At 49.8% G+C, this 25736-nt stretch carries 25 protein-coding genes and 2 pseudogenes; 8 read left to right on the top strand and 19 right to left on the bottom strand.

What is annotated here, in order from left to right:
- Nucleotides 1-392: 392 nt before the first annotated feature.
- The 12 genes from lptG to tyrS all read right to left on the bottom strand — a co-directional run bounded on the left by lptG (nucleotide 393) and on the right by tyrS (nucleotide 12430).
- Nucleotides 393-1481, bottom strand: a complete 1089-nt coding sequence (gene lptG / locus NTV65_09380) for an LPS export ABC transporter permease LptG (GenBank protein ID MCX6115406.1) — start codon at nucleotides 1479-1481, stop codon at nucleotides 393-395.
- Nucleotides 1478-2719, bottom strand: coding sequence for an LPS export ABC transporter permease LptF (gene lptF / locus NTV65_09385; protein MCX6115407.1), 1242 nt, complete (start codon nucleotides 2717-2719; stop codon nucleotides 1478-1480). Before lptF ends, lptG begins: the two co-directional genes overlap by 4 nt.
- 274 nt (nucleotides 2720-2993) lie before the next feature.
- Entirely contained in the window at nucleotides 2994-3197 is a 204-nt protein-coding gene (gene rpsU, locus NTV65_09390) for a 30S ribosomal protein S21 (GenBank protein MCX6115408.1), read from the bottom strand.
- Nucleotides 3198-3574: 377 nt separating this feature from the next.
- On the bottom strand, nucleotides 3575-4513 hold the full coding sequence (locus NTV65_09395) for a metallophosphoesterase (protein ID MCX6115409.1): 939 nt from the start codon (nucleotides 4511-4513) through the stop codon (nucleotides 3575-3577).
- A 17-nt stretch (nucleotides 4514-4530) separates the two neighbouring features.
- A complete protein-coding gene (locus tag NTV65_09400) occupies nucleotides 4531-5052 on the bottom strand; it encodes a SprT-like domain-containing protein (protein ID MCX6115410.1) in 522 nt (173 codons plus the stop codon).
- Between the two features lie 21 nt (nucleotides 5053-5073).
- Entirely contained in the window at nucleotides 5074-5634 is a 561-nt protein-coding gene (locus tag NTV65_09405) for a hypothetical protein (protein MCX6115411.1), read from the bottom strand.
- A gap of 97 nt (nucleotides 5635-5731) precedes the next feature.
- Nucleotides 5732-7009 (bottom strand): hypothetical protein, encoded by a 1278-nt coding sequence (locus tag NTV65_09410; GenBank protein MCX6115412.1) that lies wholly within the window; start codon nucleotides 7007-7009, stop codon nucleotides 5732-5734.
- Nucleotides 7010-7260: 251 nt separating this feature from the next.
- Nucleotides 7261-8010 (bottom strand): hypothetical protein, encoded by a 750-nt coding sequence (locus tag NTV65_09415; GenBank protein ID MCX6115413.1) that lies wholly within the window; start codon nucleotides 8008-8010, stop codon nucleotides 7261-7263.
- A 49-nt stretch (nucleotides 8011-8059) separates the two neighbouring features.
- Complete coding sequence (locus NTV65_09420; protein ID MCX6115414.1) at nucleotides 8060-8872, bottom strand: FkbM family methyltransferase; 813 nt, start codon at nucleotides 8870-8872, stop codon at nucleotides 8060-8062.
- A gap of 354 nt (nucleotides 8873-9226) precedes the next feature.
- Complete coding sequence (locus NTV65_09425; protein ID MCX6115415.1) at nucleotides 9227-10219, bottom strand: hypothetical protein; 993 nt, start codon at nucleotides 10217-10219, stop codon at nucleotides 9227-9229.
- A gap of 497 nt (nucleotides 10220-10716) precedes the next feature.
- A complete protein-coding gene (locus NTV65_09430; GenBank protein MCX6115416.1) occupies nucleotides 10717-11160 on the bottom strand; it encodes a Smr/MutS family protein in 444 nt (147 codons plus the stop codon).
- A 4-nt stretch (nucleotides 11161-11164) separates the two neighbouring features.
- Entirely contained in the window at nucleotides 11165-12430 is a 1266-nt protein-coding gene (tyrS, locus tag NTV65_09435; GenBank protein MCX6115417.1) for a tyrosine--tRNA ligase, read from the bottom strand.
- 82 nt (nucleotides 12431-12512) lie between these two features.
- Between tyrS and NTV65_09440 the strand changes: the two genes are divergently transcribed.
- The 5 genes and pseudogenes from NTV65_09440 to NTV65_09460 all read left to right on the top strand — a co-directional run bounded on the left by NTV65_09440 (nucleotide 12513) and on the right by NTV65_09460 (nucleotide 17813).
- Nucleotides 12513-13706 (top strand): 8-amino-7-oxononanoate synthase, encoded by a 1194-nt coding sequence (locus tag NTV65_09440; GenBank protein ID MCX6115418.1) that lies wholly within the window; start codon nucleotides 12513-12515, stop codon nucleotides 13704-13706.
- Complete coding sequence (locus NTV65_09445; protein ID MCX6115419.1) at nucleotides 13696-14922, top strand: beta-ketoacyl synthase N-terminal-like domain-containing protein; 1227 nt, start codon at nucleotides 13696-13698, stop codon at nucleotides 14920-14922. The genes NTV65_09440 and NTV65_09445 overlap by 11 nt, the downstream gene beginning before the upstream one ends.
- Before the next feature lie 131 nt (nucleotides 14923-15053).
- Nucleotides 15054-15221, top strand: a pseudogene (gene rpmG / locus NTV65_09450) (50S ribosomal protein L33).
- 122 nt (nucleotides 15222-15343) lie between these two features.
- Entirely contained in the window at nucleotides 15344-17329 is a 1986-nt protein-coding gene (locus NTV65_09455) for a hypothetical protein (protein MCX6115420.1), read from the top strand.
- Between the two features lie 115 nt (nucleotides 17330-17444).
- On the top strand, nucleotides 17445-17813 hold the full coding sequence (locus tag NTV65_09460; protein ID MCX6115421.1) for a hypothetical protein: 369 nt from the start codon (nucleotides 17445-17447) through the stop codon (nucleotides 17811-17813).
- A 185-nt stretch (nucleotides 17814-17998) separates the two neighbouring features.
- Here the strand turns inward: NTV65_09460 and NTV65_09465 are convergent, their stop codons facing one another.
- The 4 genes from NTV65_09465 to NTV65_09480 all read right to left on the bottom strand — a co-directional run bounded on the left by NTV65_09465 (nucleotide 17999) and on the right by NTV65_09480 (nucleotide 19339).
- A complete protein-coding gene (locus NTV65_09465; GenBank protein ID MCX6115422.1) occupies nucleotides 17999-18244 on the bottom strand; it encodes a hypothetical protein in 246 nt (81 codons plus the stop codon).
- A gap of 69 nt (nucleotides 18245-18313) precedes the next feature.
- Entirely contained in the window at nucleotides 18314-18520 is a 207-nt protein-coding gene (yacG, locus tag NTV65_09470; GenBank protein MCX6115423.1) for a DNA gyrase inhibitor YacG, read from the bottom strand.
- Between the two features lie 13 nt (nucleotides 18521-18533).
- Nucleotides 18534-18794 carry a hypothetical protein gene (locus NTV65_09475; GenBank protein ID MCX6115424.1) on the bottom strand — a complete coding sequence of 87 codons (261 nt, stop codon included), beginning with the start codon at nucleotides 18792-18794 and terminating at the stop codon, nucleotides 18534-18536.
- Nucleotides 18795-19048: 254 nt separating this feature from the next.
- On the bottom strand, nucleotides 19049-19339 hold the full coding sequence (locus NTV65_09480; GenBank protein ID MCX6115425.1) for a hypothetical protein: 291 nt from the start codon (nucleotides 19337-19339) through the stop codon (nucleotides 19049-19051).
- 766 nt (nucleotides 19340-20105) lie between these two features.
- Between NTV65_09480 and NTV65_09485 the strand changes: the two genes are divergently transcribed.
- Complete coding sequence (locus NTV65_09485; GenBank protein MCX6115426.1) at nucleotides 20106-21362, top strand: cysteine desulfurase; 1257 nt, start codon at nucleotides 20106-20108, stop codon at nucleotides 21360-21362.
- Here the strand turns inward: NTV65_09485 and NTV65_09490 are convergent.
- Complete coding sequence (locus tag NTV65_09490) at nucleotides 21331-21942, bottom strand: type II CAAX endopeptidase family protein (protein MCX6115427.1); 612 nt, start codon at nucleotides 21940-21942, stop codon at nucleotides 21331-21333. The two genes, NTV65_09485 and NTV65_09490, sit on opposite strands and share 32 nt — an antisense overlap.
- Nucleotides 21943-22031: 89 nt before the next feature.
- Nucleotides 22032-22517, bottom strand: coding sequence for a hypothetical protein (locus tag NTV65_09495; protein ID MCX6115428.1), 486 nt, complete (start codon nucleotides 22515-22517; stop codon nucleotides 22032-22034).
- A 93-nt stretch (nucleotides 22518-22610) separates the two neighbouring features.
- Here NTV65_09495 and NTV65_09500 point away from each other — a divergent pair, with 93 nt between their 5' ends.
- Nucleotides 22611-23960, top strand: a complete 1350-nt coding sequence (locus NTV65_09500; GenBank protein MCX6115429.1) for an SH3 domain-containing protein — start codon at nucleotides 22611-22613, stop codon at nucleotides 23958-23960.
- 137 nt (nucleotides 23961-24097) lie between these two features.
- Here NTV65_09500 and NTV65_09505 read toward each other — a convergent pair.
- Nucleotides 24098-24313, bottom strand: a pseudogene (locus NTV65_09505) (cold shock domain-containing protein).
- A 385-nt stretch (nucleotides 24314-24698) separates the two neighbouring features.
- On the opposite strand from NTV65_09505, the gene NTV65_09510 reads away from it, so the two are divergent.
- A partial coding sequence (locus NTV65_09510; GenBank protein ID MCX6115430.1) for an ATP-binding protein occupies nucleotides 24699-25736 on the top strand: 1038 nt, incomplete at its 3' end.

Here is a 25736-nt window from a genome sequence, read left to right on the forward strand (position 1 = left end):
ATGAGGCCGGCAGCAAGGGCTTTTTTGATAAGATGAAGGATATCTTCTCGTAAACTATTCACCTCAGTATCAACTCAGCTTTGTTTTTAGGGTTCCTCACCAATAAGTGTGGGTACATTAGATGAAAAATCCCTGCGCGGGAACGTGAACCGCTCCCGTTACCTGCTCCCGCTCCGATACCGGTTAACCCTTAAAAACGGTTCCTCACCGATAAGTGTGGGTACATTAGATATAAAACCCCTGTGCGGGAAGCAGCGCACGATCCAGCGCAGGGATTCAGCATCCATTATCTTACATTCTTCGACCGGCTTTTCTTCCATCTGCCGCGCATAGTTATGCCATCATCCAGTAGCTTCCCACTCACACTTATTGGTGAGGAACCCTATTCACCCCTAGCGCGGTGCCTCAGCTCCAAGATTAAGAATAATAGCTACTGTTCCCATTAGTATATTCGCCATCCATGCTGAGAGCAGGGCCGGCAGAAGCTCTGCACGTCCCATTGAGATACTGAATGAATCGACTGCGAAATATGCAAAGGCGATAAAGAGGGCTGCCAACGAGGTAAAGGCCATGCTGCCGGAACGGGCTGGAAGGAGTGTAAATGGGAGTACGATCATACTGGTGATAAAGATAACCAGCGGAAAGGCTAGTTTACTGTACATATCGGGGAGGTACTGTCTGGTGGCTATCCCATTTCTACGCTGATTTTTTATAAAGTGCCGAATCTCAGAAAAACTCATGGTAGATGGGTCGTCCTTGAATTCATAAAAATCTGAGGGGCTCTCCGAGATAGTAAGGGGAAGTTGGCTGAATTTCTCTATTGTAACCGGTGTTGTATCAAAGTGGAGGCGCGTAACGTTGCTCATGCTCCACCCCAGGTCACCTGAGATCCAGTGAACGCTGCTTGCATCGGTCCGTTTGGCTACCTGCCACTCGGGACTTAGCTCAAAGTGTGAGAGATTATGCAGCGTTTTAGAGCTTGAGTTAAAGAGATCCACCGCATAGAAGCTCTGTCCATTACGCCACCAAAAATCTGTCTGGCTGTACCCACCCCTTTTATCTTTCTGGCGGATCTCTAGGTTATAGAGCTCCTTCTGTCGGCGTTCGGCAAATGGAACAACGAGCTCCCCGAGAAATAGGGAAAAGATTGAGAGCGAGAGACCGAGCATTAACAAGGGACGAGCGAGCCATATCAGGGTTAGACCACTGGCGCGCATGGCCGTTATTTCAGCGCTTTTTGAAAGCAGCCCGAAGGTAAAAAGGGTCGAGAACATCAGCGCGACTGGCAACATCAGCGCTACAATAAGGGGCAGCTTGAATATAAAGTACTGCAGGATCAGCCAGAGCGAGCTGTTTTCCGTGAGCAAGATATCGAGGCGATCAAAGAAATCTACTATGAGAAATAAGAATACGAACATCGAGAGCCCGATTGCGAAGTTCTTAATCAGTAACCCAAAAATGTAGCGGTGTAGGATCTTCATGGCGTCCTTTTTAAGCGACGAATCAGTTGCATGCTAGAGATGCACAGGTTCTGAATTCCCTCAGAGACCGATTGCCAACGTTCAGTGGATATCTTGTATACGAGTATAAAGGCGATAATTGAGGCCAGTATATTCGGAGTCCAGAGCGCTAGTCCGACATGGATTGAGCCGCTATCTGCCAGTGCGACACCAACCGAGAAGATTGAGTAGTAGAGGATAAATACGATTAGACCGAGGGTTGCCGCGAAACCAGCGCCCCAGGTCTTTTGGGTGCGGGGTGACATGATTCCGAGCGCCATGCCGACAAAGGCCATGATGATTGAGGCACAGGGCAGGGATGTGCGTTGTCCGAACTCTATCTTTGCGCGTCTAAACTTTTTTGTTACCTCAGCACGCGATAACGTTTGGCCAAAGACCTGGAGCTCCTCTGCATTGGAGGATCTGAGGGTCATCTTATAGCTCTGAATGGCGGACCTAAGATCGGACATACTGAGCTCACGAGCAGAGAGCTCTTTTTTAGTATCACGCAGTTCAGCCGGGTTAACGCTCATGCTATTTGAGTTGAACTCAGTACGTGTGTAGCGCCCGTCGAGGGATTCATGCACGACACCATCAGCCAATAATAATGAGATGGTATGATTCACCTCGTCTGCAACTATCTTGCCCCGTTTGGCAACGACCACTTTGCGTTGAATCTCATCGCGCTTGTCATCTACGATTACCCGATTTAGGTTGCCGGTTTGATAATCGATCGAGTCGGCGTACAGGGTGATTTCGCCCAGTTTATTAAAGACCCCCTCGGTTAACCCTGAGGTGCTCTTTGAGCGAGCAATCTGAAATAGCGCAGATGATAGCGATTCAAATCCCCACGGTCTAAGCACGCAGGACACAAAGAGCCCGAGCGCTCCTATACTACAGGCAAAGATAGCTATCGGTCGTAAAAAACTAAGTAGGCTTACCCCACTTGCGCGCATAACAACCACCTCGGAGTCGCCAGACATGCGGGCAAAGGCGAGCATCACGCCGAGCAGGGTAGACATTGGCAGAGCTATTTCAAGAAAGGTGGGAATAATAGCGATGAAGACCTGAAAGATCTGACCGAATTCGACCCCTCGATTAATAATAAGTGAGGTTAGCTTGAGCATGCGCAGGGTTAGCAATAACCCTGTAAAGGCCGTCAGGCTGATGAGGAAAAATGTCAATACCTCAGATATTATATAGCGAGAGAGGATTCGCACTGGTTAAGAACCGAAAGTTATAAGTACACAATTTCTAGCACTAATAGATTTACGATACCCCGAGCTAACTATTCTCGCTACCTTGCCTTGAGGAGAATCGCTGAAAACGCCGTTCTCTAGAAGCTACAAGGAATATCTCCATTTGAAGCTGCTCACATGCAAGTTGCAAGAGCTATAAATTCAAGAAAATTACCCAGTCAAAAACCCGAAGAGCCAAAAAAAGAGGACCACGATGGATCCTCTTTTTTTTAATAGATGTAAACACCCTCTAATCTTAGAGTAGTCCTGGACCACTATTAAGACGAGCCTCATCTTTACGTTGCTTCTTACGAGCTTCCTTCTCTTTGCGCTTGCGTCGTATGGATGGCTTCTCGAAGAACCGACGAGCCTTGAGCTCCTTAAAGAGCCCCTCTTTAATCAACTTACGCTTGAGAATCTTCATCGCTTTTTCGATGTTGTGAGAAACTACAACCTCCATTGGGCCGCCACGATCGAATGAGCCCCCACGATCACCACCACGCGGACGATCGTCAGAATTGTTAGAACGGGCCTCACGGGTATCAACGTCTGGACTGCGTACCTTATTATCCATTTTCTCTGAATCAACTTTATCGTTCATAGCTCCGATGACCATCCCTTATCTGAATCTCTTAGAATTAATTGCAGGAACTAACTTCACTGCTTAACTTCACTGCGTAACTTTACTGCGTAGCCAACTTTACTGCGCAGCCAGCGGACATTCCGCGGCGGGTAGACTAAAGACCTTGGATCTTTAGCAAAAAAGCACCTAAGAAGTAAAGAGATTATGCCCTTAAAGTATAGGTCTATAAGGATATATAGAGCAACTAGAGGGTATTATGCCGCTACTATTTGAAATACGGTCACCTCAGGGGGGCAATTTAGCCGAAATGGGAGCCCAACCATCCCAAGACCACGCGAGGTATAGACCTGCACGTCGTTATTAACTTTGACCAAACCGGCCACAAAGCGCTTGTCGGTTACAGGTACGGCGAACGGCCCTAACCCCGGCAGACAGATCTGACCCCCGTGTGTGTGTCCGCACAGGGCTAGGCTAAAGTAGCTATCCCCTCGTTCAAGTAGGGCCGTAAGGTAATCCGGGTTGTGACTTATAAGGATGCGAGATGATACTCCGTTTTGCAGGGGGCGAGCTGGGGGGAGGGTTGGTAGTCCGGTTAAATAGTCGTCTACACCGAAGAACGAGAGCGACTGCTCGCCCCGTACGACATTAAACTCTTCGTTAACTAGTAGGCGGATCTGTGGAAAGGGTCGAAAGGCATCGAAGCAGAGCTGTGTGGAGTTCCAGCGCTCATGGTTTCCGAGCACTCCGATTACACCATCTGGTGGAGAAAAATGTGAGAGGATCTGTGCGGCATCGTTAAAGAGCAGCGGTATAGAGGCACGCGCGCTCAACTTTGCGTAGCGCTCATTTCTAACATATCCGAGTAAGGGCCATAATGGGTTCTCATTTGTAAGGATATAGTCTCCCCCCAGGACGAGCAGGTCTAGCTGCTCAGAGGCGAGCTGATCCAGCGCAGACAAGATCCGTTCCTGTGGCATCCAGATGCCGAGATGCATGTCAGTTAGGAATCCGATGCGGTAGCCTTCGAAAGCTCGCGGTAGTTTAGGAATTCGTACCGTTACCCGCTCAAGGGTTAGCTGTTGATAGCCGCTCTCAGCTCCAATCTTGCTGCAAGCAGCGGCTATTGTGAGCCCAGAGGTGGCCAGAAGGCCTGCTTGCAGCAATGTTCTACGTGATAGGACCGGATTAGCCATCTGGGTTTACTGTAATGCTATCGCTCACGGAGCGGCACAGCCAGCACAGCGCCGCCCACAGCCGATCGTTTCCGTTGCCAGAAGCTTCTAGTTCTCTCGCTTCTGACCGCCAGCGCCCAGCCACCAGATGAGATCCAGGCGTGCAGCGCCTTAATATCTGGGTGTCTGTTTTCAAGCTCGCGAAATTGCGCGCCGTGCCACAATCTTTTATTGCTGCGTGAGCGATCTACCTGCTCTCCGATTACGGCATGACAGAGCTCATGGTAGAGGACCGGCGCGATCCAGCGAAGCGCGGTTGGCTCAAGTAGCTCACGAGCAACGACTACTTTTCTGCGACGGATATTGCACGATGCCAGCACCCGTTTTTGAGCACGAGAGCTCCATACGATGCGATATGAATCAAGCTCTGAGCGCAATGGAAAGAACTCTCGCCGCAATTCGCACCAGATCTGATAGAGAAATTGATCGCTTATTACAGCACGCTTCGGTTGTATCCGGCGAGGTGCGAGTAGTAGTTGTAGTTGGCGCAGTATTCCCATCTTGGCTATGTATGCTGGCGGCTAGTAGTCATCCTCTTTAAAGTCGATAAAGAAGATTCCGCCCAGAAAATCTACTATTTCGTCCAGGCAAACGCCGCCGTACACACCCGCAAGTATAACGTCAGCCCCGACACCTATCTCGGCCGGACAGATCGCACGATCTGCCGATTCAACAAAGGCTGGTCCGATACCGAATTCATTTGAGGTCTCAATTAATATCGGAATACGGCGACCTAAATCCCCCACACGTACCGAGGCGGGCAACATCTCTCGATAGCCAAATTGAGCATACTTCGTTACACGAACAACCCCTCCGACGGAGGGCCCCACTCCGACATCAACACGAAAGATATCGACTAGGTCTAGCAAGCGATTCGGAATGTACCATAGAAGATCGGACCCCCAAGAGCCCCCCTTGGTGAGTTGGTCTACAGCTAGATCAACCCAGGGGTCCTTCGGGCTAGTTGGAACAAGAGCTTTAAAATTATCCGGGAGAGGTAAATTCTGGGCGCTGGCATGTTGTATCGGAGAGCTAAAAAGCACCAATAAAAGAGATGCAATCATGACTAGTTGTATCTTCATAAGGGGGAGGCTAACACGAGAAAGGGGGTCGAGTGTATAGATTTAATAGCTACAGAGTTACGAATACAGAGGCTCAAAGCAGCGTAGTAATTAAGCACTAGGCCCGCTCAATCAGTGCGATCAACTCACTATGATAGGTCTGCGGAAACATATCCAGAACAGCAACGCTCTTTAACCTAAAGCCACGCTCATGCAGCACCTGTACATCACGTGCAAAGGTGGGTGGATAGCAACTTACATACAGCAGATAGGGGGAGATCTCGGGGGAGAGTCTCTGGCAGACCTCAAGTGCACCACCTCGGGGAGGGTCGAGAACGACGGTTAGGTCAGCTGTATTTTTTTCAATCCATTTTTCGCAGCTCTTGGTATGGAACGTAACGCGCTCTGAGAGGCCGGCCTGGGCTACGCGCGAGGAGCCGAACGCTACCAGGGCGGGATCTACCTCCACGGCGGTTACCGTATGCCCGGCAGCAGCTAGCGGAATAGATATATTGCCAGCACCGGCATAGAGGTCCGTTACCCCTGGAGTGGTAACGTGCGAGATTAGAAACTCGATCATCGCGGCGTTGGCCAGTTCATTGTTCTGAGAAAAGTGCCCAACCGGAGGGGCGTTCACGACCGTTTCGCCGGGGCGATAGACAGCACGGTGGCGGTAATTTACCTGCAGATTAGGAATGCGTCTCTCTAGCTCCTTAAAGGCCGCTTTAGGTAGGAGTGTTGTAAGTGCCGTGGAGTTCTTCGGATGAACTTCAAGCGCCAGATAGACCTCGCCGGCGTGGTCCTCTACTGTAACGGTCTCGATCTCTGGAGCACACTCCTTAACGAGTTCCAGATTCTCTGCGAGAAATTCGTTAATCGTGTCTGTCGAGATAGGACAGTGAGAGAGCTCTACAATCTGGCGACCGTTCTTGCGGTATAATCCGAACTCGCGCTTCTTGTTGATATGAAATGACATGCGACGGCGATATGAGAACCCCGGTAGATCCGGCGCTAAGAGCGAGATCCCATCACTGGCTTCAATTGAGCCGTGGATTCGCAAAAGATCCGCAACCATGGCGGCCTTAAGGTTACGTTGAGCTTTAAGCTCTATATGTTGCAGGTCGCAGCCACCGCAGCGGCCAAATACAGGGCAGCTCGCAGCAATGCGATCAGGGGAGGCCCGTTCGATGCTAAGCAGCTCTGCGTTTACAAATGATTTTTTGTCCTGAACTACGGTTGCGGTAACCCGCTCCCCCGGTATGGCGTAAGGTATAAAGGCCTTCTTACCAGCTAGTGATTCAGGGCTCTCGATTGTGCCCACGCAGCTTCCACCCGAGGCGAGGCTGGTCATATCGACCGTGATAGAAGCAGATTTATCGTCAGAGGAGCTTTGCATGAGCTGCTAACGATAGCAGCTTAGGTACAGTTGTGGAAACTATTCACCATGTTTTAAGGATAAGAAGATTGATTTATTTTTGGCAAGTATTTGCTTCGAGGTGCAGAGTGGCTCCCGGGAGGGTTTTGTAGGGCTTGGTCGCGACCGCGCACTTTTAGCGTGGTTCTAGTGCATGGTGAGGCATTACACTTTCATTACATACGACATCAATTGAATAAATATTACTTATTCATAATTATTTCGTTAAGATTTTAAATATGTTTCCAATCCAATTTTAATCTAGGAATACCTTTAAGATGTCCGTCCCGCAATGTAGCGCCGTAATATCCGTGTTTCAACAACAGAATCTGTTTAGGAACTTTTATTTGCAGTTGATCAAGGAGGTTTGAGAAACAACTCTCAATTAAGACATGTCCTTTAGCAGTTTCTAATAACTTCAACCAATCAAATACGCTTCCAGTGTCATTGGATATATTTATAGTTGTGTCTTTATCAAAAGGCCATGCATAATCTTTGACAGTATCTGATGAGCTGGTTTGACGGATAATATGCCCCCATTCAGATTCGAGCGGATAGCTGCCTTTGATCATTTTAGCGTAATATAAAGAATCCTCAGACGCTTTATGTCTTTTAATACTTAGGTTCCACTTTTCTTCAAATGGAACTTCTGCAATGGCATATTTCATTTCATCAAATGACAAGGTGTCATTATGATTCAAATACCAATCAGTATTATAACTATTTGCGCCAGGAATGGTAAATGCCAAATCAATAACACGATTACAATTATTCTGAAAACATATTTGATGTGCTGCTATACAATCAAAATTGTTCAACGGAATGAACTGAACATAGTCAACATATCCTATAAAATTTTTAATTAAATCGACATGAATCGGCCAAATGACTGACCATCCTCTGTCGAAATACCATTTAGCAATAGGTAGACATATAATAATGTCTCCTATTTTTCCGGGCTGTATAATTCCTAATTTTTTCATTTATCTAATAACTTATTACACAACTAGCCAATTCCAAGAGTCGTGATAGTTAATAATTGGAAAGTGCCGCATCAATAACTAGACTATCGGCAGGTCGAACTGCCGCTAATATGTCAAAATAATAAATCGTGCGATTCGCAAGGCCTAGGTTCTGTCTCCAAATGTACTCCATAAGCTGAATAATTTCCCGAATTTGACTTGAGCGAAACATCACCTCTCCAAAATTATCAAAAATTGTAAAATCGTTATATCCTTCCGAGAGAAGAGATTCTAGGGTTTCACGAAACCCGTTTTTTTGAGCAGCATCGCTATATTGGAGCTCAAAAAATATAATAGGCTTGTATTTCTTGATTGTCGATGAAGCAGAATTCAAGACATCATAATCAAAGCCATCAACGTCCGTTTTTAACAAACAGACCCTCGTATGAGGGGCCTCCTCAATAACCAAATCCAAAGACTTTGAATTTATTTCTCCACCGACGTTTAAAATAGCGTGCTTTGATCCCGAGGTGCCATCGAGCTGAACATTGGCTACATCCTTGCCAATAAGGCTCTTGATAGCGAGAGCCTTTAGCCGCCCATCGAATCCTCTTATTATATTAATATTACTTACTAGAAAATCAAAGAATTCATCATCCGGCTCAATGCAAATGTAATTCATCAAAGGATTGTGATTAAACATTCCCGCTAATGTGTCGCCGACATTCGCGCCAACGTCGATTACCGTATCGCTTGGGTCAAGATAACCAACGAGATTTGGGAGAAAACGGTCATATTTAGGATATAATTTTTGATATGTAGGCAACATGTGGTTGCTAGGGAGTTCGATATAAAATCTTTCATACTTATGCTGAATCTTCACCTGCACACCTCAGTACCTTTCAGGAATACAATAATTTTAGTCAAGGCACGATATCAGTTTGTCAATCACAAATCATGACAAAATTTAAACTTTTTATCTGACTCGCAAAAACAGATCTAATTTCGACCGGTTTTTAAAGCTGCTTTCCTTCAGCATGGGGTGAACTAGTTCTGCGTCGGGGTCGATATGTAAATTCCGCCCTTTCTTAAACAACTATAATTCAAAAATAGTAGTGGGCTGAGAACCGTCCCGCAGGGGCCGGATGGGGGGGGGGAAGCATGTAAGGGCATTGGTATAAGGGCATTTGTAAGGGGTTACTTTCTAGGCAACAGTCCCAATCAACTACCGACTAGGCTAAAGTAAGGCTAAGGTAACCTCGGCATTCTTACTAGCCTGAGATCGGATCTGATGGGCGCTGATGCAGCAGTTTACTAGGATATCGCTAGCATCACGATTATTGCGCCGTGAAAAGTATACGATTGCGTCATGTACAAGCTCGTTAAAGAGCAGCGAGCGTTTGGTGTGCAGCGCGCTGAGATCCGATTCAATGCCAACTGTATTACATGGAGTAATTGCGGTCACGTCGCTCTGAAAGAACCACAGGGAGCGACGAGAGAACTCAGAGGTATCTAGCTCAATGGATTGCATGGTGGATTTTATTGCGGCTAAGGGGTCGGTCTGAGATGTGGTGTGGCAGGGCGTTGCTTTCGAGGACCTTGAAGATTGGTCAGTAAGGTAAGAAGCTATAAGCCGTACCCCCTCTTCGAGTAGCTCCGTTGTTTTGAGTGATTCGGTGCTACCAGCGCGCGCCAGTATACGCACGAACTCAAGCCACTCAAGGGAGCGCCGTGCTATAGGACTCTCAGCCGCAAGGCTCTCCGGTATAATAATAGTCCCGGATTGCAAGATGTATGTCAGGGCTTTTGATGCTACGGAGGCGTTCTCTCTAAATGGGCTAAAAGCTGGGGCTGCTTCGATAAGTATCCTTTGATAGCGGTTTGTAGGCCCAATACTCATTACGACGCGCTCATCACAGCGGTTGTAGTTAAAGACGGTGCGATAGCGGTGCATGTATGAGAGGAGAGCGCCTATAAGATCGCCAGGTCGTTTCTCGGACGATTGAAGCTTTTTCATGGATTCGATCGCTAGTGAGTCCGGAAAATAGAGCGCACCGGATACAAATAAGAACGATGCTTTAGGCAGAAGCACGCACCCTGGTTTAATCTCACGTCCGATGCCGCTCTGCTTTAACGCGAGAGACTCCTGAGAGGTGGCGTTGGAACTATCTTGATTTTTCAGGTCGTTTGAGCGACGTGGGAATGAAGGATCTGGCTGTTGAAACTGCATTATTAACTCCGGAAGCCGACGACCGTAGCGATCTTTTCTTATGAAGTAAATGGTCACGAAGGTCAGGCCCGGCCCAACGAGCCTTTAATCGTAACTATATTACCCGATCAGATCCGTGTGCGTTTGCCCCTATCAAGGGGCGAGTTTGCGGAGCAAACTGGGGTAAAAACAATAACTATTCACCCCTAAAATAAGCGTCCCCGATCAGGGGACGTCAAGAAAGGGTGTTTCGAGTGGGTAAGCGCGGGACCAAATCTGTTTAACCAGCGACAAAGTTATACCGGGGTGAATAGTTACGATATCAGAAGGTTATGTGATTTTTCTGAACGGTCTATTTGAAAGCAATTAATTTTAGCGTTAAATCCTAATAGCCGAGCCCCGTTGTGTGGAAACGGGGCGGCGACAAGATCGGATGATTCCGGGCTACGTGTAAGAGAGGATGAGTAAAAGCGGATTGAGTCGCCTAACAGCGGGGTGTTGGATTCCCGCCGTTTTTTTTACAGGTAGACATCAGTCTCTCCAGGATTTAGGTCGTTAATCCTAAAGGCTCGCACAACGCGAAGCGTTGAGAGCAGGGTATGAACGCCGCTCTGAACGCGGCCGGTGCCGAATCCGTGTACGATCTTTACCTGCAAGAGGCCCGTCAGGATGGCTCTATTCAGATACGACTCAACCGCGCGAGTAGCTTGGTCAACCGTCATGCCGTGCAGATCTATTGAAGCGGGTGGTTTATGTGAGCTGGCAGCTATGATCTCAGTAGTAGCCTTGTGGCTTGGTTTATTGGCCACACTCGGGGAGAGCTCCACGCTACGGCACGTAATCAAGAGCGATCCGATAGCAACCCGGTACCGATCTTGTGAGAGGACGGCATACACCAGTCCAGTTTTTTTAAGGGAGTGCACGAGTACCGGCGACCCCTCTGCATAGCGAGTCGCAGCCATAGGACTACCCGTTCTGTAAGCGAACTAGGTGATAGTTCTTTTTGCCGCTACGAATAACGATAAAGCCCTGCTTTTGGATGGCGGTGTCTTTAAGCTTGAGGGCCTCATCAGAGACCCGTGCGCTATCGAGGTAGATTCCACCCCCCTGCACAAGACGACGGGCCTCGCCCTTTGATTTGGCAACTGTAACGCTGAGTAGCCAAAGGAGATCGAGCTCTCTTACCTGCGCCTCTGTAATAGTTGTAGTGGGCGCATCCTTGAAGAGCTCAAATAGCTGCGCGCTAGAGAGCCCCTCTAGCGAGCCGCTAAAGAGCGCATCCGCCGAACGTTTGGCATCAATAGTTGCCTGAGCTCCGTGCACTAGGGTGCAAACCGAATCAGCAAGGAGCTGCTGAGCGGCCCGTTTCTCTGGCTGGGCCAGCATCTCAGCTTCTATGCTATCAACGCGTTGCTTCGATTCAAAGGTAAAGACCTTAATGAGTCGAATTACATCGCCGTCTGGCACGTTCAGCCAGAACTGATGGAATTTATACGGGCTCGTCATGGTGGAATCGAGCCAGACGGCGTTCCCCTCGCTCTTTCCAAACTTCTTACCATCTGAGTTTGTAATCAGCGGGAAGGAGAGGGCGTAAGCCTCGCCCTGAATCTTGCGGCGGATTAGCTCGAGGCCTGCGGTCAGGTTGCCCCACTGATCGGAGCCTCCGATCTGCAGGCGACAACGCTTGGTCTGGTAGAGGTGCAGGTAGTCGAATGCTTGCAATAGCATGTAGCTAAACTCGGTGTACGAGATCCCCTCCCCTCCGAGGCGACTCTTTATGGAGTCCTTGGCTAGCATGTAGTTTACGGTAAAGTGTTTGCCGACATCACGAAGGAAGGAGAGCGCTGTGATATCTTTGGTCCACTCTATGTTATTAACAAAGGTGGGAGCGATTGAGCTGCCGGCTGCTTGCCAAATCGCCCGTGCTTGTTGCTCCTGGAGCTTAACGTTGTTGGCGACCTGTTCAAGTTCCAGTAAGTTGCGCTCGGAGCTCCGTCCACCCGGATCTCCGATGGAGCCGGTGGCTCCGCCGAACAGCAGTATCGGGTTAAAGCCGGCCTTGGTGAGGTGAATGCTTACGATTAGGGGGACCAGGTTGCCGACCTGCAGGGATGCGGCACTTGGATCGAAGCCGATATAAAAGGCGTCCCCCTGTTTAAGTTTGGAAAGCGCCTCAGGATCCGATATATCCTGGACTAATCCGCGCCAGGTAAGCTCTTCTAATAGGTTCATGGTCATTGTAGATTATGTTTTTTGCCTCTAGGCCATTATTTGATACCATAGGACCGTGTTCTTTAACACAGGCAACTAGCATATGAGCCACGCACCCCCACAAGGTATCTTTAACGCACTGGCAGAACGCCAGGCTGCGCAGGCGTTGCGTCGTCTGGTGCCGCTAGATCTGGGGGCAGGTGTGGACCTCTGTTCAAATGACTACCTGGGGTTGGCTAGGGTTTTGGGGGAACGTGATGCTCTGCAGCAGGTAGTATTGACGCAGCTCCCGCAGAACGGCGTACTTGGTGCCACCGGCTCCAGGTTAGTGAGTGGCAGTAGTAAGGCTCACTGTGATCTGGAGCATTTCATAGCACAGCAACACGACTGCGAGGCTGCGCTGCTCTTTGGTTCCGGGTATGAGGCTAATCTCGGGCTGCTCGGAGCTATAGGCTCGCGCAGCGATACTATTATATATGATAAGCTACTACACGCTTCGATGCGCGACGGCGTGCGCCTAAGCTTAGCGCGTTCATTTTCGTTTAAACATAACGACCTGGGGGATCTACGAGATAAGCTAATGAACGCTCGAGGTGAGCGTTTCGTGGCTGTTGAATCGCTCTACTCTATGGACGGCGATTATGCGCCGCTAGGCGAGCTGTGTGCCGTATGCGAGGAGTTCGGAGCGTTCCTAATAGTTGATGAGGCGCATGCCACCGGAGTGTTCGGCGAGCAGGGCCAAGGATTGGTGCAGCAAGCAGGGCTGCAGGAGCGCGTATTTGCGAGGGTGCATACATTTGGCAAAGCGCTTGGATTTAGGGGGGCGGTCGTTGTTGGTTCAGAAACGTTACGCGAATATCTGATTAATTTTGCGCGCACTTTCGTCTATTCTACTGCGCCTGATCTGCTCTCGTTAGCGCTTGTACGGAGGGCGTATGAGGTTAGCGCCGGCATGAGTCGGGAACGGAGCATGTTAGCTGCTTTAATAGAGCAGGTGCGGGCTTTGCGTGGTGATTTCCCTAACCTTGAGTTTATTGATTCTAGTAGTCCGATTCAGGGCGTTATTATCTCGGGTAACGATCGGGTGCTGGCAGTTGAGGAGCGTTTGTGGGCAGAGGGGTTCTTTGCTCGAGCGATTCGCTCTCCTACAGTTCCCTTAGGACGTGAGCGTATAAGGCTATGTATACATGCGTTTAACTCCATAGGTGAGGTGCGCGCTGCGCTCTCCGTAATAAGCGCGGTACTCACTGTGACAAGCGCTAGAGCAGTAATGACGGAGGCACAGTATGGCGGCTGAGAGGTTAATTATTCGTGGGCTTTCGACCATCTCGCCGCTCGGTTCCAGTCGCAAAGAGGTTTCGCAAACGCTCACTTTGGGGCGAGCTAAAGCACAGTGGCTAGATGCAGCCGAGCAGACTCGACCTGTCTTTCCCCTGACCGCTAGCGGAATGAATCTGGTTGAGGAGCTCTCTAGTCAGGCACGTTATCAGGGGCTCGATCGCACGACCCTTTTAGCACTTACTGCAGCGCGTCAAACGTTTGCAGCGTTACGGGGCGAGCGAATGGAGCTCGGATGTATCTCTATTGGCTCTGCGCGTGGCGCAACGAATTCACTAGAGCGATCTATCGCGCAGCATTTAGCAAAGGAGGGCACACTTGCGGCGGACACCTCACCGACCACTACGGCTGGAAATACGACCTCCTGGATAGCGCAAGAATACTTAGAGCAGGAATACTTAGTGCAGGAGGATCTTCGAGCGCCTAAAAGCGCGCACAGTAACACTATCGCCTCAATCAGCACCTCCATGACCTGCACATCGGCCTTTCATGCGCTCTTGATTGCAACGGCATTTTTACGGGGCGGAATGGCCTCGGCCGCTCTTTTCGGTGGGGCTGAGTCATGTCTGACTAGCTATACGGTGGCGCAGCTTGAAGCTCTTCGTATCTATTCACGTGAGCGCAGCGAGTGGCCCTGTAGGCCATGTGCGAGCTCTGAGCATAGTAGCAACACCTTGGTACTAGGAGAGGGTGCTGGGACGGCGATACTGCTAGGGGGCTCTGTTGCTTATCTGCCTGGTGATATGGAGCTGCTTGGAATCGGTTGGGCGCTTGAGGCTACCCCCTCTGCGACCGGTATCTCCGAGGATGGCCGGGGCTTTCAGGGGGCGATGCTCGGGGCTTTAGCGGGGCTACCGGCAGGACGTGTGCTGGATGGTGTAATTATGCACGCCCCTGGGACCTCTAAAGGGGATGAGGCGGAGCTTAGGGCGATTGAAATGGTCCTTGGCAGTGTGCCGCTCTGCAGCACCAAACACCTTACGGGGCATACCTACGGGGCCTCTGGCATGATTAGCCTTGCTACTGCGCAGGTGTTGCTGTCGGAAGGGGGGTGGAGCGGGTTCCCTTATCCAGCACGGGTAGCGCCCCTTCCGTTTGAGGCTCCTAGGACCCTTATGATAAACACGGCTGGATTCGGAGGAAATGCGATAAGTATCGTAGTTGGAGCGCTTTAGAATTTTGCCGAAGGCTTGGGTTGAAACCAACCTGGTTTTAGGCTACAACCCTTAGTTCTAAACAGAGCTTAGGGTTTAATCCATTGGGGATAGTTCCCCGATCGGCTCAGAGTAGTAGAGGATCTTCGAATATGGCTAAGGCTACTAAAGAGACATTTTTTCTAGTTTCATCTGAAGGAACTGGGGCTTTTTACGTAAATCGTAAGAATAAGAAGAAGGGCAAGGGCGAGAATAAGCTCAAGGTTAAAAAGTACGATCCAATTGCTCGTAAGCACGTTTTATTTGAGGATAAGAAGCTTTCCAAGCTTAAGAAAAAGTATAAGGCAGCCAGCCCTGAGAAGAGTGCTGCTGAGACAGCAAAAAAGTAGCTCAGATCTCTAACGTACGGATCTCTAACGTGTTGTGTAATTAGAGGGGTATAATGACGCTTGCTTTGCAGACCACTGCGCAAACCACTGTGCAGACTACTGTGCAGACCACCGCGACCACTGACAACGGGGCAACGCCGGCAGAAGTCACGACCCAGAGCAGCCCCACAATTCAAGCTATAATAGATCCTCTAGTGGAGCCCCTAATATCCGAGCCTCCAGTTGGTGCTCAGAGCTCAGGCCCTACAACCGTAGCAACAGATAATAATATCACAGATAAGCCTGGCTCAATTAAGCCTTGGACCATCAGGCTAGCTCTTGGTGTGTTGTTGTTAGTAGCAGCAGCGCTCAGCTATCAGATGACCGTAGCGGGGCTAGCGCCCGAGCGGGCCCTCTACCTTACGGTTGTATTAGCTTTCATCTCATCAATTGTTGCCGTTTACGAGGCTCTTCAGATCCTCTTGGCTAAGGATCGTTTCGCTACGTCGTTATCGCTTTTCCCCGCGGCAGGGCTATTGCTTATTAACCTCGGGGTGTTTGCTCAGGTTATCTGGCCTAGTAGAGAGCTTACCTGGATCTCGACCACCAGCGCCGCCTTAGCTGGCGGAGCGTATCTTATTTTGCGTGCTTGTATTGGTCGGGCTAACGATAGCCACGAGCTGAGCCGCAGGGTGCTTTTCCCTGGGGTAGGGGAGCTGCCCACGATCAAGCAGGGCGAGCGTATAGCTCTAAGGACTGGCATGATAGTGCCGGCTGATGTTCGAATCGAGACTGGGAGCTGTGCAATCAATGAGCGGTATCTATCAGCAACACCACGCTTTAGGGTCAAGGATGAGGGCGAGGTGGTTTTTGCTGGATCGGAGATACTGAGTGGTAGCGCTGAGGCGTTGACACTCTCTGGCACTGAGGATTCCTGCCTACGCAGCCTGGAGCGGCTTATCTCACCAAATTTAGAGCGCGCTGGAGCTGGACTATTTCATGAGGATGCGGTTGCTAGGAGTGCCACGGCGTACACCCTGCTATTTATCGCAGTTTCTGCCGCTATATCGTGGGATGAGAGGAGCGGCATCGCAGCCGATGTTCTTAGCGCCGCTGGACTTATCCTCTTCTCAGCTGCGGTATGTCAGTTAGGCGATCTGCTTTATGTGGCTAGGCTAGCCTTTGTTAAGAACTGGGCGCGTCTTGGATTTGTGCTGACCTCAGCAGATTCAATTAAGGAGCTGACATCGGTATCAAAGGTTCTCTTTGATTCGTCGCGTGTTGATCTTGGCTCAGTTGTTGGTGTGCGAGAGCTTGAGCTACTCGATGATCGGCTTAGCCGTACAGCTTTGTGTAGTTATCTTAGCTCAATCCTCGGGCGCTCAGATGATGCAGCGCTCTCAGCTGCTGCTGACTACTGTCAGGTATTCTCTTCACAAGCCGCTCCGGAGCGTGTGCTGGGGCTATTAGAGTTTGATGGGCGTGGAATTGCAGGCGCGATCAAAGGGGTTGAGATCTCGATCGGCTCTGAGGAGTTTCTGGTAGAGCGTGGAATCCTGATTCAACCAACAGAGAGCGCGCTTGAGTGTGCGGCCAATGAGCGCGCAATTTTAGTTGCGATCGGCAGGGAGGTTGTTGCTCGTTTCTGGATAAGATTTGGCCAGCTTGATATCACCCGTGAGGAAGAGGGGCTTTGGCCGAGTAACGTGCAGCCAATACTATCGAGCGGAGTTTCAGGAGAGGTGTCAAACGACACCCTCTTAGTGCGGGGTGTTGAGTCTGATGTTCTTGGCAGGAGCGCGCCTTTGCAACTTGCATTCTTCTCTGGCGATCGCTTTGAGCTGCCACTTGCTACAGTAGTAGCTCTGACGCCACGATTAGACGGCTTGAAACACCTGCTAAAGCTCTCTCAGCGCCATATAAAGCTTGTAGAGAGGGCCAGGATACTGATCGCTTTTGGGGCGTTTATTGCTATCTTAGCGGTCTTTCTCGGATTCTTCTCCCCGCTCGTGCCGGTATTAGTTATACCCCTAATAGCCCTCGCTATATTTTTATTCTAGGTCTGCTCTAAGAGCACCGAAACACCTCCTGCGGCATCACAATTGGAAAGAGGGGATCTGCATTTGAGCCATATGGGCTCACTAACTGCATGAAATCCCTATTTTGGGAGAAACTATGACTTCTAGCAACTTTGAACTTTCTAAAGGTTCTGGAGTTGGTTTTAGTACCTCGGTTTTTGATGATAGTAGCGAAAGATATGGTGGGTATGCGAATGGTCCGGAGCGGGCGCTTATGTCTGCACTGCTGTTCGATGGCATTCAGTCCTATATCCACTATGCATTACCAAGAAATCCTAGTGAGCGAGCTCACTTCTCTGAGGCGTTTAACTGGGTGATGGATAAAGGGACAGAGTACCCATTCTCATTTAATAACGTCTGCGAGGCGCTCGGCATCGAGCCGGAATATCTGCGCTACGGTCTTACTCACGCCTCAGTGAATAGCCTTAGTGCGCTAGGAGATTCAAGGCGTAACGAGCATGCGTAGGGGCTGTTCAGACAGGCTCTGAGCGTTAATGCTCTAGTAGTATGAGTATGGTTCCTCACCGATAAGTGTGGGTTCATTAGATGGAAAACCCCTGCGCGGGAACGTGAACCGCTTCCCGTTACCTGCTCCCGCTCCGATACCGGTTAACCCTTAAAAACCGGCATGGAAGTGGCGGGGCGACGCAACTAGTTGACAATATCGCTGTTTCCGTTCGGGAGGAGGCGAATAACACTAATATCCTCTTTCAGGAATTCAACCGACTTTTGATAGACTTCGAGCTTTTCATGACAAAACATATCTTCTATAAATCGGTTCTTTTCAAAATAAGTTTCCGGTACCGGAGAGGGAGCAGGTAACGGGAAGCGGTTCACGTTCCCGCGCAGGGGTTCAGCATCCATTATCTTACATTCTTCGACCGGCTTTTCTTCCAACTGCCGCGCATAGTTATGCCATCATCCAGTAGCTTCCCACCCACAATTATTGGTGAGGAACCAGTAGTATTAATGCTCAGAGTCTTCCGGCCCGCTCGCTAACGGCTCAGCTCTCACTCGATACCCCTCACTGAACCATTGTGAGAGGTCCTGCAGGCGGCACCGTTCGCAGCAGAAGGGCATGAATTGCAACGAGTCGGGCAAGATGTTGGCCTTGCATGCACGACAACTCTGGTTGTCATGATTAGGTGCAGCTGTAATGTTTTTGTTGGTCATATAGTTAAATCGACTACTTGGCGCGCAGCCGGATCTCTCTAATTCCGGTCGCATCCTGAGCTATCAGCTCAAGGTGTTGTAGCGTCCCGCCCTTTCGAAGGTAGGCATCATCCTCATCGGTCCCGGCTTCAAGGAAGAGTATATCAGATTCAAAGTGGTACGCTTTAACGCGTTTAACCTTATCGAGCAGGCCAAGCTGAAGCTTTTCATCAAGGTCAGCTAGCAGTTTATCCCACAGCTGAGGGTTGTTTCCTTTTGCTGTTTCCTCGGTCATAAGGGAACCTCCGCCTCTTGTTATGGTTAATAGATCACGGGCACGCTCAAGTAGGTGCTGTTCTTAGGGCGCGGCATACACGAACAGCACTCGGTCCTATCAGAGCACCCATCAGCTTTAATTATATATCGGCAGAGCAGTTCGCGGAAAGCACTAAAAAATTAAAGGCACAATATACTGGGGGTTATCCCATATATACCGTGCCTTTATTGTAGGACCAACAAGCTTTATTATGCTAGTTAGGCGATTGCTATTTAAGCAATAGCATCTGAAGTGGCGAACTGCCTCATCTGATCCTCAGCCTGTCGGCCGATAGCCTTTCTCAAGCTATCTAGATCTAGATCTAGCGCCTCGCAGATAAATAGGAATGAAAGTGGGGCATCGGTAGGCTCGTCATCCATCAGCCACAACCTTGCGCCCTCTCGAACATCTCCCTCGCCACCGATGAAATCGTGGATAGCCCTTTGGAGAACAGCTGCTAGTAATCGCAGTTCAGGGATTGCGCCACCGGGTGTTTGAACATCAGAGTTTGACCAAAATTTCATGTTTAAGCGTCCCTTCAAAAAGTAAAAATAATCCGCTAAGCTAATGACCCCGTGACGCACTCCCGATTGCCTTATACGCAATGGCGATAGTGCTAAGTGTACGGGGGTTACCCGAACGAATAGTTGACCTAAGCAACTTCTGCTTTCCCTGCAATCTTCTCCACAATACCATCAGTGTAGAGCGCCCATTATTCAGGGAATAAAATATCCCCTGCTGTTATTCCTGCTAAAAATAGGCCTCATTTATTAGTTGAGGGCCTCTTTATAACAACAACAAAACAACAGTAGCCCATCGAACTACGATGAAATACCAATGGTACTGCTCACTCCGGATACGCTAATAGTGCATATCCAAACGGTACTGCTTTCGATTACAGTGTCTGCTAAAAAACAAACTTTGAGCAAACTGGAAAATGCACATTAATGCTTAGAGAGCTACTTGGTCAAGAACTATTTTCACCCATTTCAATTAGTATGGGCTAGCATGTGGTATGAGCCACTATTAGGCGGTATTGGTATAGTAAGATCATCATAGAACAGCGTAATAAAACTTAGGGCTGACCGAGATCTTTTAGCCATAAATAGCTCTGCTGATTGAATGTCCTCGGGTAGTTAAGGTAACTATTCACCATGTTTTACCGTTGTATGCGATAATGCTTATAAAAAGCGGTCTTTGTTATAGAGCTGCCCTGTAAATCGACCCCTAAGTCGTTTGTGCTATAGCAGCCACCTGTGCGAACCTACTTAGTGTATGCTGAATAGTCATATGAATTCATTACCTGGTAACAAAGAGGCTGAGGCTCAACTACTCCCTGGAAAGGGGGCGCGGGCTCTTTTTCCCTTCTTCTCAGAGGGTCCAGGGGGGTGTTTCCTCGACTCAGCAGCGACGACACAGAAGCCACAGGTCGTGCTCGACTCGCTTATGCACACCATGATTCATTCAAATGCGAATGTGCGGCGCGGCGCCTATCGCCTAAGTGCCGAGGCCTCTGAGCTCTACGACCAGGCGCGCATCAAGATTGCGCGCCATATCGGTGCAAGTTCTGAGCGTTCAGTCGTCTTTGTACGGGGCGCAACCGAGGCCATCAACCTGGTGAGCTATAGCTCTGAGCACCTCTTTCAGCCGGGAGATGTAATCCTGCTTAGCTTGCTTGAGCACCACAGTAATATCGTCCCGTGGCAACTCCTTGCAAAGAGACGGGGACTAAAGATCGCATTTACCGAAATCAGTGCTGATGGTCGTTTCGATATGGACGATTTTAGAGCGAAGCTCGCTACCCTTCGTCCGAAGATGGTCGCCATAACGCAGCTCAGCAACTCGCTAGGAACCGTTACTCCAATAGCTGAGATCGTTGCATTGGCGAAGGCTAGTGGCGCACAGGTGCTTGTAGATGGTTCGCAGGGTGTGACGCACCTGGGCGTTGATGTCGAGAGCTTGGGGTGTGACTACTACGTATGCTCAGGGCATAAGCTCTATGGACCGACAGGCATCGGTATTTTGTACGGACGCCCAGAGCGGCTAGAGGCACTAGAACCGTTCCAGGGTGGTGGAGACATGATCTCGTACGTCAGTACCGAGGGCTCCGGTTGGGCCGAGGTGCCGCAACGCTTCGAGGCTGGAACGCCCCCGTTTCACGAGGCGATAGCACTTGGTGTAGCGATTGATTTTATCGAGCGCTTTCCGCGCGCGGATATTCTGTCACATGAGGCGGAGCTTCTTGGTGTAGCGCTTGAAATGTTGAGGTCAGAGCCGGGCATTATATTGCACGGACCGGCCACGACCGATGGCGCGCAGGTCGGAGTTGTTTCTTTCTCAATTGATCGGGTACATCCCCATGATTTTGCTACCATCGCTGATACGCATAACGTTCAGATACGAGCCGGACATCACTGCGCAATGCCAACCCTGCGTCGCTTGGGGCTGCAAGCCACTATTCGTATGAGCTTTGGCCTCTACACCTGTCCGAGCGACATCGAAGCGGTTCGTGCAGCTATTCGCCAGGCGCGCACAATTTTTGCTTAGAGCTAGCTGCTCTAGTTGATCGGCGAATCCACAGGATTGCGAGAAAGTTATAGGTTGCATGTGTTACAACAACCGCAAATAGCGAATCAGTATAGTAGTGCACCAGCCACAAATAGAGCCCGACACAGCTATAGAGCGGCATCATCCAGCCAAAGCGGCGCATATTTCCAATAAAGTGAATATAAGCGAATAGAACGCTGCTTAACAGTGCAGCCGTAAATAGATCTGAGTATTTTAAGATTAGCTGATTGAGAGCCCCGCGAAAGAAAAGCTCCTCTCCAAATCCCGAGAGTAGTGCGATTACAAACGCGTTGCTCGGCGTAATCTGTCGGCACAGCGGAACGATAACCTCGCTACTAAACCTTGCAAATACCGACCTCGGTTTTGTCAGGCTAGCGCGCCACAAAAGGTGGTTAATAATTAGTAGGGGTAGGGCGCTGGCTAGGCCGATACTGGCCGTCACTAGTGAGGGGCTCCAATGAATCTCTAGCAAAAAGAGCCATAACACCGGGTACGATATAATAACGAGCAGCCCCTCGGTTAGGATGGCAGCAATCATAATTGTATAGGCAGGTGACATGTTGTGATTATCGCGCCGTTTTTATTCCGAGGCAGGTGAAGAGCTGCGCAGAAGCATCCGTAATAGAGATACGCAGCACCTCGTTCAGCTCAGTAGAGAAGGCAGCTGGCTGCTGTCTCACAACTACTAATAAGATGACCATCCGGGGCGCGCAGCTCGCCGCGCAGCGTTATCTGCGCGTGAGGTTGTCGCATAATAAAATAGCAGTAACCGGATACGGTTAGCTCTTGTACGGTTACGGAAAGGTGATTAGTCGAGACCCCAGCGCTTTCGGGTGAGACGGTACGATACCCACGTAACCCCGCATCGAGGCTAAGTTGCGCGCTCAGGTCCTCATTAAAGTTAGGCGTATAGACCCGTGTGACCGGCAAAACGGTAAGAAATTGAAAGCCTGCGACCCCATCAACTGCCTCACTATTCACGCTTAATGCTAACTCGGTGCTAGCAAGTTGGCGCAACCGTTGAATCGAGGCGTGATGATCAAGGGCTGGCAGGTGCGTGGAAAAACAAGCGCTTAGCGTCAGTAAGGGGGCCAAAAAGACACTAAAGGGTATAAAAAATCTAGAGATCTGCATAAATCAGGTATCCTGCCCCTTCAGTACCAAGCTTGGTAGAGTTACGATAGATCATGAGGGTGTGCTTGCGCTACCGACATATGGCTTCAGTCGATGACTAATCAACCGAACGATAAAAATGGCCAGCTTGATCTGGGGCTCTCCGAGCTCTTAACAGATCATGGGCGGGAACCGAGCGTCACTACGTCTCCGATCTCACAAGATGTTAAGGAGCAGGTGCCTACTGCGGTGCCTAACTCGCCTTATAAGGAGCTCGCAGATCAACGCAAATGGGGGGAGTTGGTCGCATCTCTGGAACCGGCTCTCTCTAATGGAGCAACACCGGAGGCGCAGTTGTGGTGGGTTCGTGCCCACCTGGGCGCATTATCCATGCCGGCATCCCTCCTAATAGCACCTTTTGAAGCCCTGCTGCGAGAATTAAAGGGGAGTGAATTAAGCTTAGAGCTCGGCTCCATTTTAAAGGAGACCGGCCTTCTTATGTTGCAGAGGATTCAACAGGTCGGAGATAGCGCGCAGATCGCAGCGCTGCGTCGTGCCCTGATAGAGAACGGGCTACTGGAGGCAACGAGCAAGCATAATCACAGGATTAGTTGGCAGGTGCTTCCCGAGCAGAATGGAGACAGGGCTGCGGTATCTGACCTGTCAAATCAGGTAGCTTCTCAAGTTTCCTCTCAGTCGTCTCCACTAGCAATCAAAAGGGCGCCCCGCATTAATAAGCGCACAGCGATTAGCGTCGGAGTTGTAGCGGTATTACTCTTGCTAATACTGCTACTACTGATACTAGCGCCCCATTTCTTATACCTTACGGCGTCAACCGAGGCGGCTTACGAATCCTTCGTGCATGAGCCCGGAATCGCCGAGCAGGTTATACCGGCCCCAGAGGGTCGAAACCATCTCGGTAGCCTGAGTGCTCTGTTCTACTCAATCAAGGAGCAGGAGGAGCAGGCGGAAAAGATCTCTGCTTCTCTGGTCGAAGCTGAGCCTACGAGCTCTCCGATACAGCCCCAGGCGACCAGTCGTTCAGATCCCTCTGTGCAAGAAGGGGCGCAATCTATTCAGGTAGCCAAGCGTAAGGAACAGATTAATACAAGGGGACCGATTGAAGGAGAGCAGTATAGAAGCGCTCGTAGCGTGGAGCGAGAAAGGACACAAAATATAGGGGAGCCGCCTCTAAGGGGCAGTGATAGCTCACGTAGGACACCCTTTGAACGTGACTCCAATGGTAAGCTCTACAGGGCAACAGCACGAGTTAACGTGCTATCTGCACCAAGCTATAGGGGGCGTGTTCTCGGGCGACTTGAGCCAGGTGATAGGCTGCTGGTGGAGGGCAGGTTAGGTAGTTGGATGAGGCTCCGCTCTCGGCAGGGGCGCGAGGGCTACGTACTAGCGCAAAACGTGGAAGAGATCCAAGAAGTAATTCGAGAGCGCGCCCCTCTAAAGTAGGAGACCATCAGGGGCGCGCGTAAGTTCGGATCTCTCCAAACTTACTCTTCAGACTCAGATATTTGAGGCTCCAGGGAGATATCCTCCTCAAGAATCGTCGTTTCCGACCCTTCCTCAGCCTCATCTTCCTTCTTGGTTCTCAAGACCTTAGCAGCCTGAAGACCCTTAGGACCTTCTTTGAGTTCGTACTCAACCGTTTCGCCATCCTTGAGGGTTTTGAAACCTTCGGAAGCGATCACAGAATAGTGTACGAAAACATCTCGGCCGCTAGTGTGCTCTATGAAACCAAAACCTTTGGCATCATTAAACCACTTTACAACACCCTTCAATGTACTTGACTCAGATTCAGACATAACAACTGACTCCCCGTTAAAAAAACTTACGGTAATTAAAAACCTACCACATTTATTTGAGGTTACAATACTTTACTGCAAGACAACGAATCGCCGTCCATGAAGATTGAGATTCGAAAAGGTTGGTGAAAGAACCAACTTTTTGAGTTCTAACTTGATTGAAATAGGCTGGATTGTCCGCTACGGCTCTGAATAAAGCCCCATAAAGAATACTGTATGCAACTGGGGCCTATAAATTCACTAGATATTCAAGTATGTTATGACAGTTGTTTAAATTTACTGGTAAGCTGCGTGTTCAATCGAAGCTAGACAGCGTGCATTGATAAGCACCTTACCTAACAGGTATAGTAGGCCCTCGAACTGCCTATCTATCTTTATGACCAAGATGTCTTTAACCACTCTACACGATTCAATTATAGAAACCCTACCCGAGCCACACTGCGTAATCGGGCGAGATCTGACCTGTGTGGCGCTCAACTCAGCCTTTGCCGAGCTGTTAGGGGCCTCTCCTGATGAGATTAGGGGCAGGCCAGTGGCCGAGTTTTGGGCCGATATCGATAAGGTGCGCTGGCAGAATAGGGAGTTTCGGGCCGAGTTTAGGTATCGAGCGTGCCCAGTTCTACTGGTAAAGCTCGCTTCATATAGTGGTAACGAGCTTGTTATTCGCGTACTGGCCTCATTTTCAGAGGACCGCGCAACTAAGGTCTTTCATAATCAGCGCATCGAAGCTTTGGGTCTTCTCGCCGGTGGAGTCGCGCACGATTTTAACAACCTACTCACAGGAGTGCTCGGCCACGTTGCGTATCTGCGGCATGTCTTGCCCGCAGAGGGGGAACACGCCGAGTCCCTGACTGCGATTGAAGAGGGCGCGCTGCGAGCATCCTCGCTCACACAGCAGATCTTAATGTTCTCAAAGGTTGATGGCGTAGAGCCTACAGTAAAAGTGGATCTCGCTGATGTTGTATCGCGCGTACTAACGTTGCTTAAAAGTTCTATCCCATCGCATGTAGAGATTGAATGGCAGCCACCCGCACAACCGTTTCCGATCTTGGCATTAGAGGCGCATTTAACTCAAATCGTGATTAACCTAGTGATTAATGCGCGCGATGCCATTAAAGATAAGGGCTCAATAATTATTTCGCTAGTTGAACGGTGCCAGCCCGATGATGTGCGCCGCCTTTTCGGCGACGAGCCGCCTGCCCCTGCATATGGAGCGCTAATCGTAGCGGATTCCGGAGAGGGTATGGATGAAGAGGTCAAGAGCAAGCTCTTTGAGCCATACTTTACAACTAAGAATGAAGGGGGCACCGGAATCGGGCTCTCTACCGTGAATTCAATCGTAGAGCAGCTCGGAGGGGCTATTGAGGTTGATTCACAGCAGGGAGTTGGCACTGAGTTTCGCATCATCTTTCCACTCCTCGCC

The organism is Pseudomonadota bacterium (assembly GCA_026390555.1).
Taxonomy (GTDB): Bacteria; Bdellovibrionota_C; UBA2361; order UBA2361; family OMII01; genus OMII01.

Bases quoted from the DNA above. Each gene is read 5' to 3' on its own strand.
- lptG (MCX6115406.1), bottom strand. From the start codon at position 1,481: ATGAAGATCCTACACCGCTACATTTTTGGGTTACTGATTAAGAACTTC.
- rpsU (MCX6115408.1), bottom strand. From the start codon at position 3,197: ATGGAGGTTGTAGTTTCTCACAACATCGAAAAAGCGATGAAGATTCTC.
- NTV65_09395 (MCX6115409.1), bottom strand. From the start codon at position 4,513: ATGGCTAATCCGGTCCTATCACGTAGAACATTGCTGCAAGCAGGCCTT.
- NTV65_09400 (MCX6115410.1), bottom strand. From the start codon at position 5,052: ATGGGAATACTGCGCCAACTACAACTACTACTCGCACCTCGCCGGATA.
- NTV65_09405 (MCX6115411.1), bottom strand. From the start codon at position 5,634: ATGAAGATACAACTAGTCATGATTGCATCTCTTTTATTGGTGCTTTTT.
- NTV65_09410 (MCX6115412.1), bottom strand. From the start codon at position 7,009: ATGCAAAGCTCCTCTGACGATAAATCTGCTTCTATCACGGTCGATATG.
- NTV65_09415 (MCX6115413.1), bottom strand. From the start codon at position 8,010: ATGAAAAAATTAGGAATTATACAGCCCGGAAAAATAGGAGACATTATT.
- NTV65_09425 (MCX6115415.1), bottom strand. From the start codon at position 10,219: ATGCAGTTTCAACAGCCAGATCCTTCATTCCCACGTCGCTCAAACGAC.
- NTV65_09430 (MCX6115416.1), bottom strand. From the start codon at position 11,160: ATGGCTGCGACTCGCTATGCAGAGGGGTCGCCGGTACTCGTGCACTCC.
- tyrS (MCX6115417.1), bottom strand. From the start codon at position 12,430: ATGAACCTATTAGAAGAGCTTACCTGGCGCGGATTAGTCCAGGATATA.
- NTV65_09440 (MCX6115418.1), top strand. From the start codon at position 12,513: ATGAGCCACGCACCCCCACAAGGTATCTTTAACGCACTGGCAGAACGC.
- NTV65_09445 (MCX6115419.1), top strand. From the start codon at position 13,696: ATGGCGGCTGAGAGGTTAATTATTCGTGGGCTTTCGACCATCTCGCCG.
- NTV65_09455 (MCX6115420.1), top strand. From the start codon at position 15,344: ATGACGCTTGCTTTGCAGACCACTGCGCAAACCACTGTGCAGACTACT.
- NTV65_09460 (MCX6115421.1), top strand. From the start codon at position 17,445: ATGACTTCTAGCAACTTTGAACTTTCTAAAGGTTCTGGAGTTGGTTTT.
- yacG (MCX6115423.1), bottom strand. From the start codon at position 18,520: ATGACCAACAAAAACATTACAGCTGCACCTAATCATGACAACCAGAGT.
- NTV65_09475 (MCX6115424.1), bottom strand. From the start codon at position 18,794: ATGACCGAGGAAACAGCAAAAGGAAACAACCCTCAGCTGTGGGATAAA.
- NTV65_09480 (MCX6115425.1), bottom strand. From the start codon at position 19,339: ATGAAATTTTGGTCAAACTCTGATGTTCAAACACCCGGTGGCGCAATC.
- NTV65_09485 (MCX6115426.1), top strand. From the start codon at position 20,106: ATGAATTCATTACCTGGTAACAAAGAGGCTGAGGCTCAACTACTCCCT.
- NTV65_09490 (MCX6115427.1), bottom strand. From the start codon at position 21,942: ATGTCACCTGCCTATACAATTATGATTGCTGCCATCCTAACCGAGGGG.
- NTV65_09495 (MCX6115428.1), bottom strand. From the start codon at position 22,517: ATGCAGATCTCTAGATTTTTTATACCCTTTAGTGTCTTTTTGGCCCCC.
- NTV65_09500 (MCX6115429.1), top strand. From the start codon at position 22,611: ATGACTAATCAACCGAACGATAAAAATGGCCAGCTTGATCTGGGGCTC.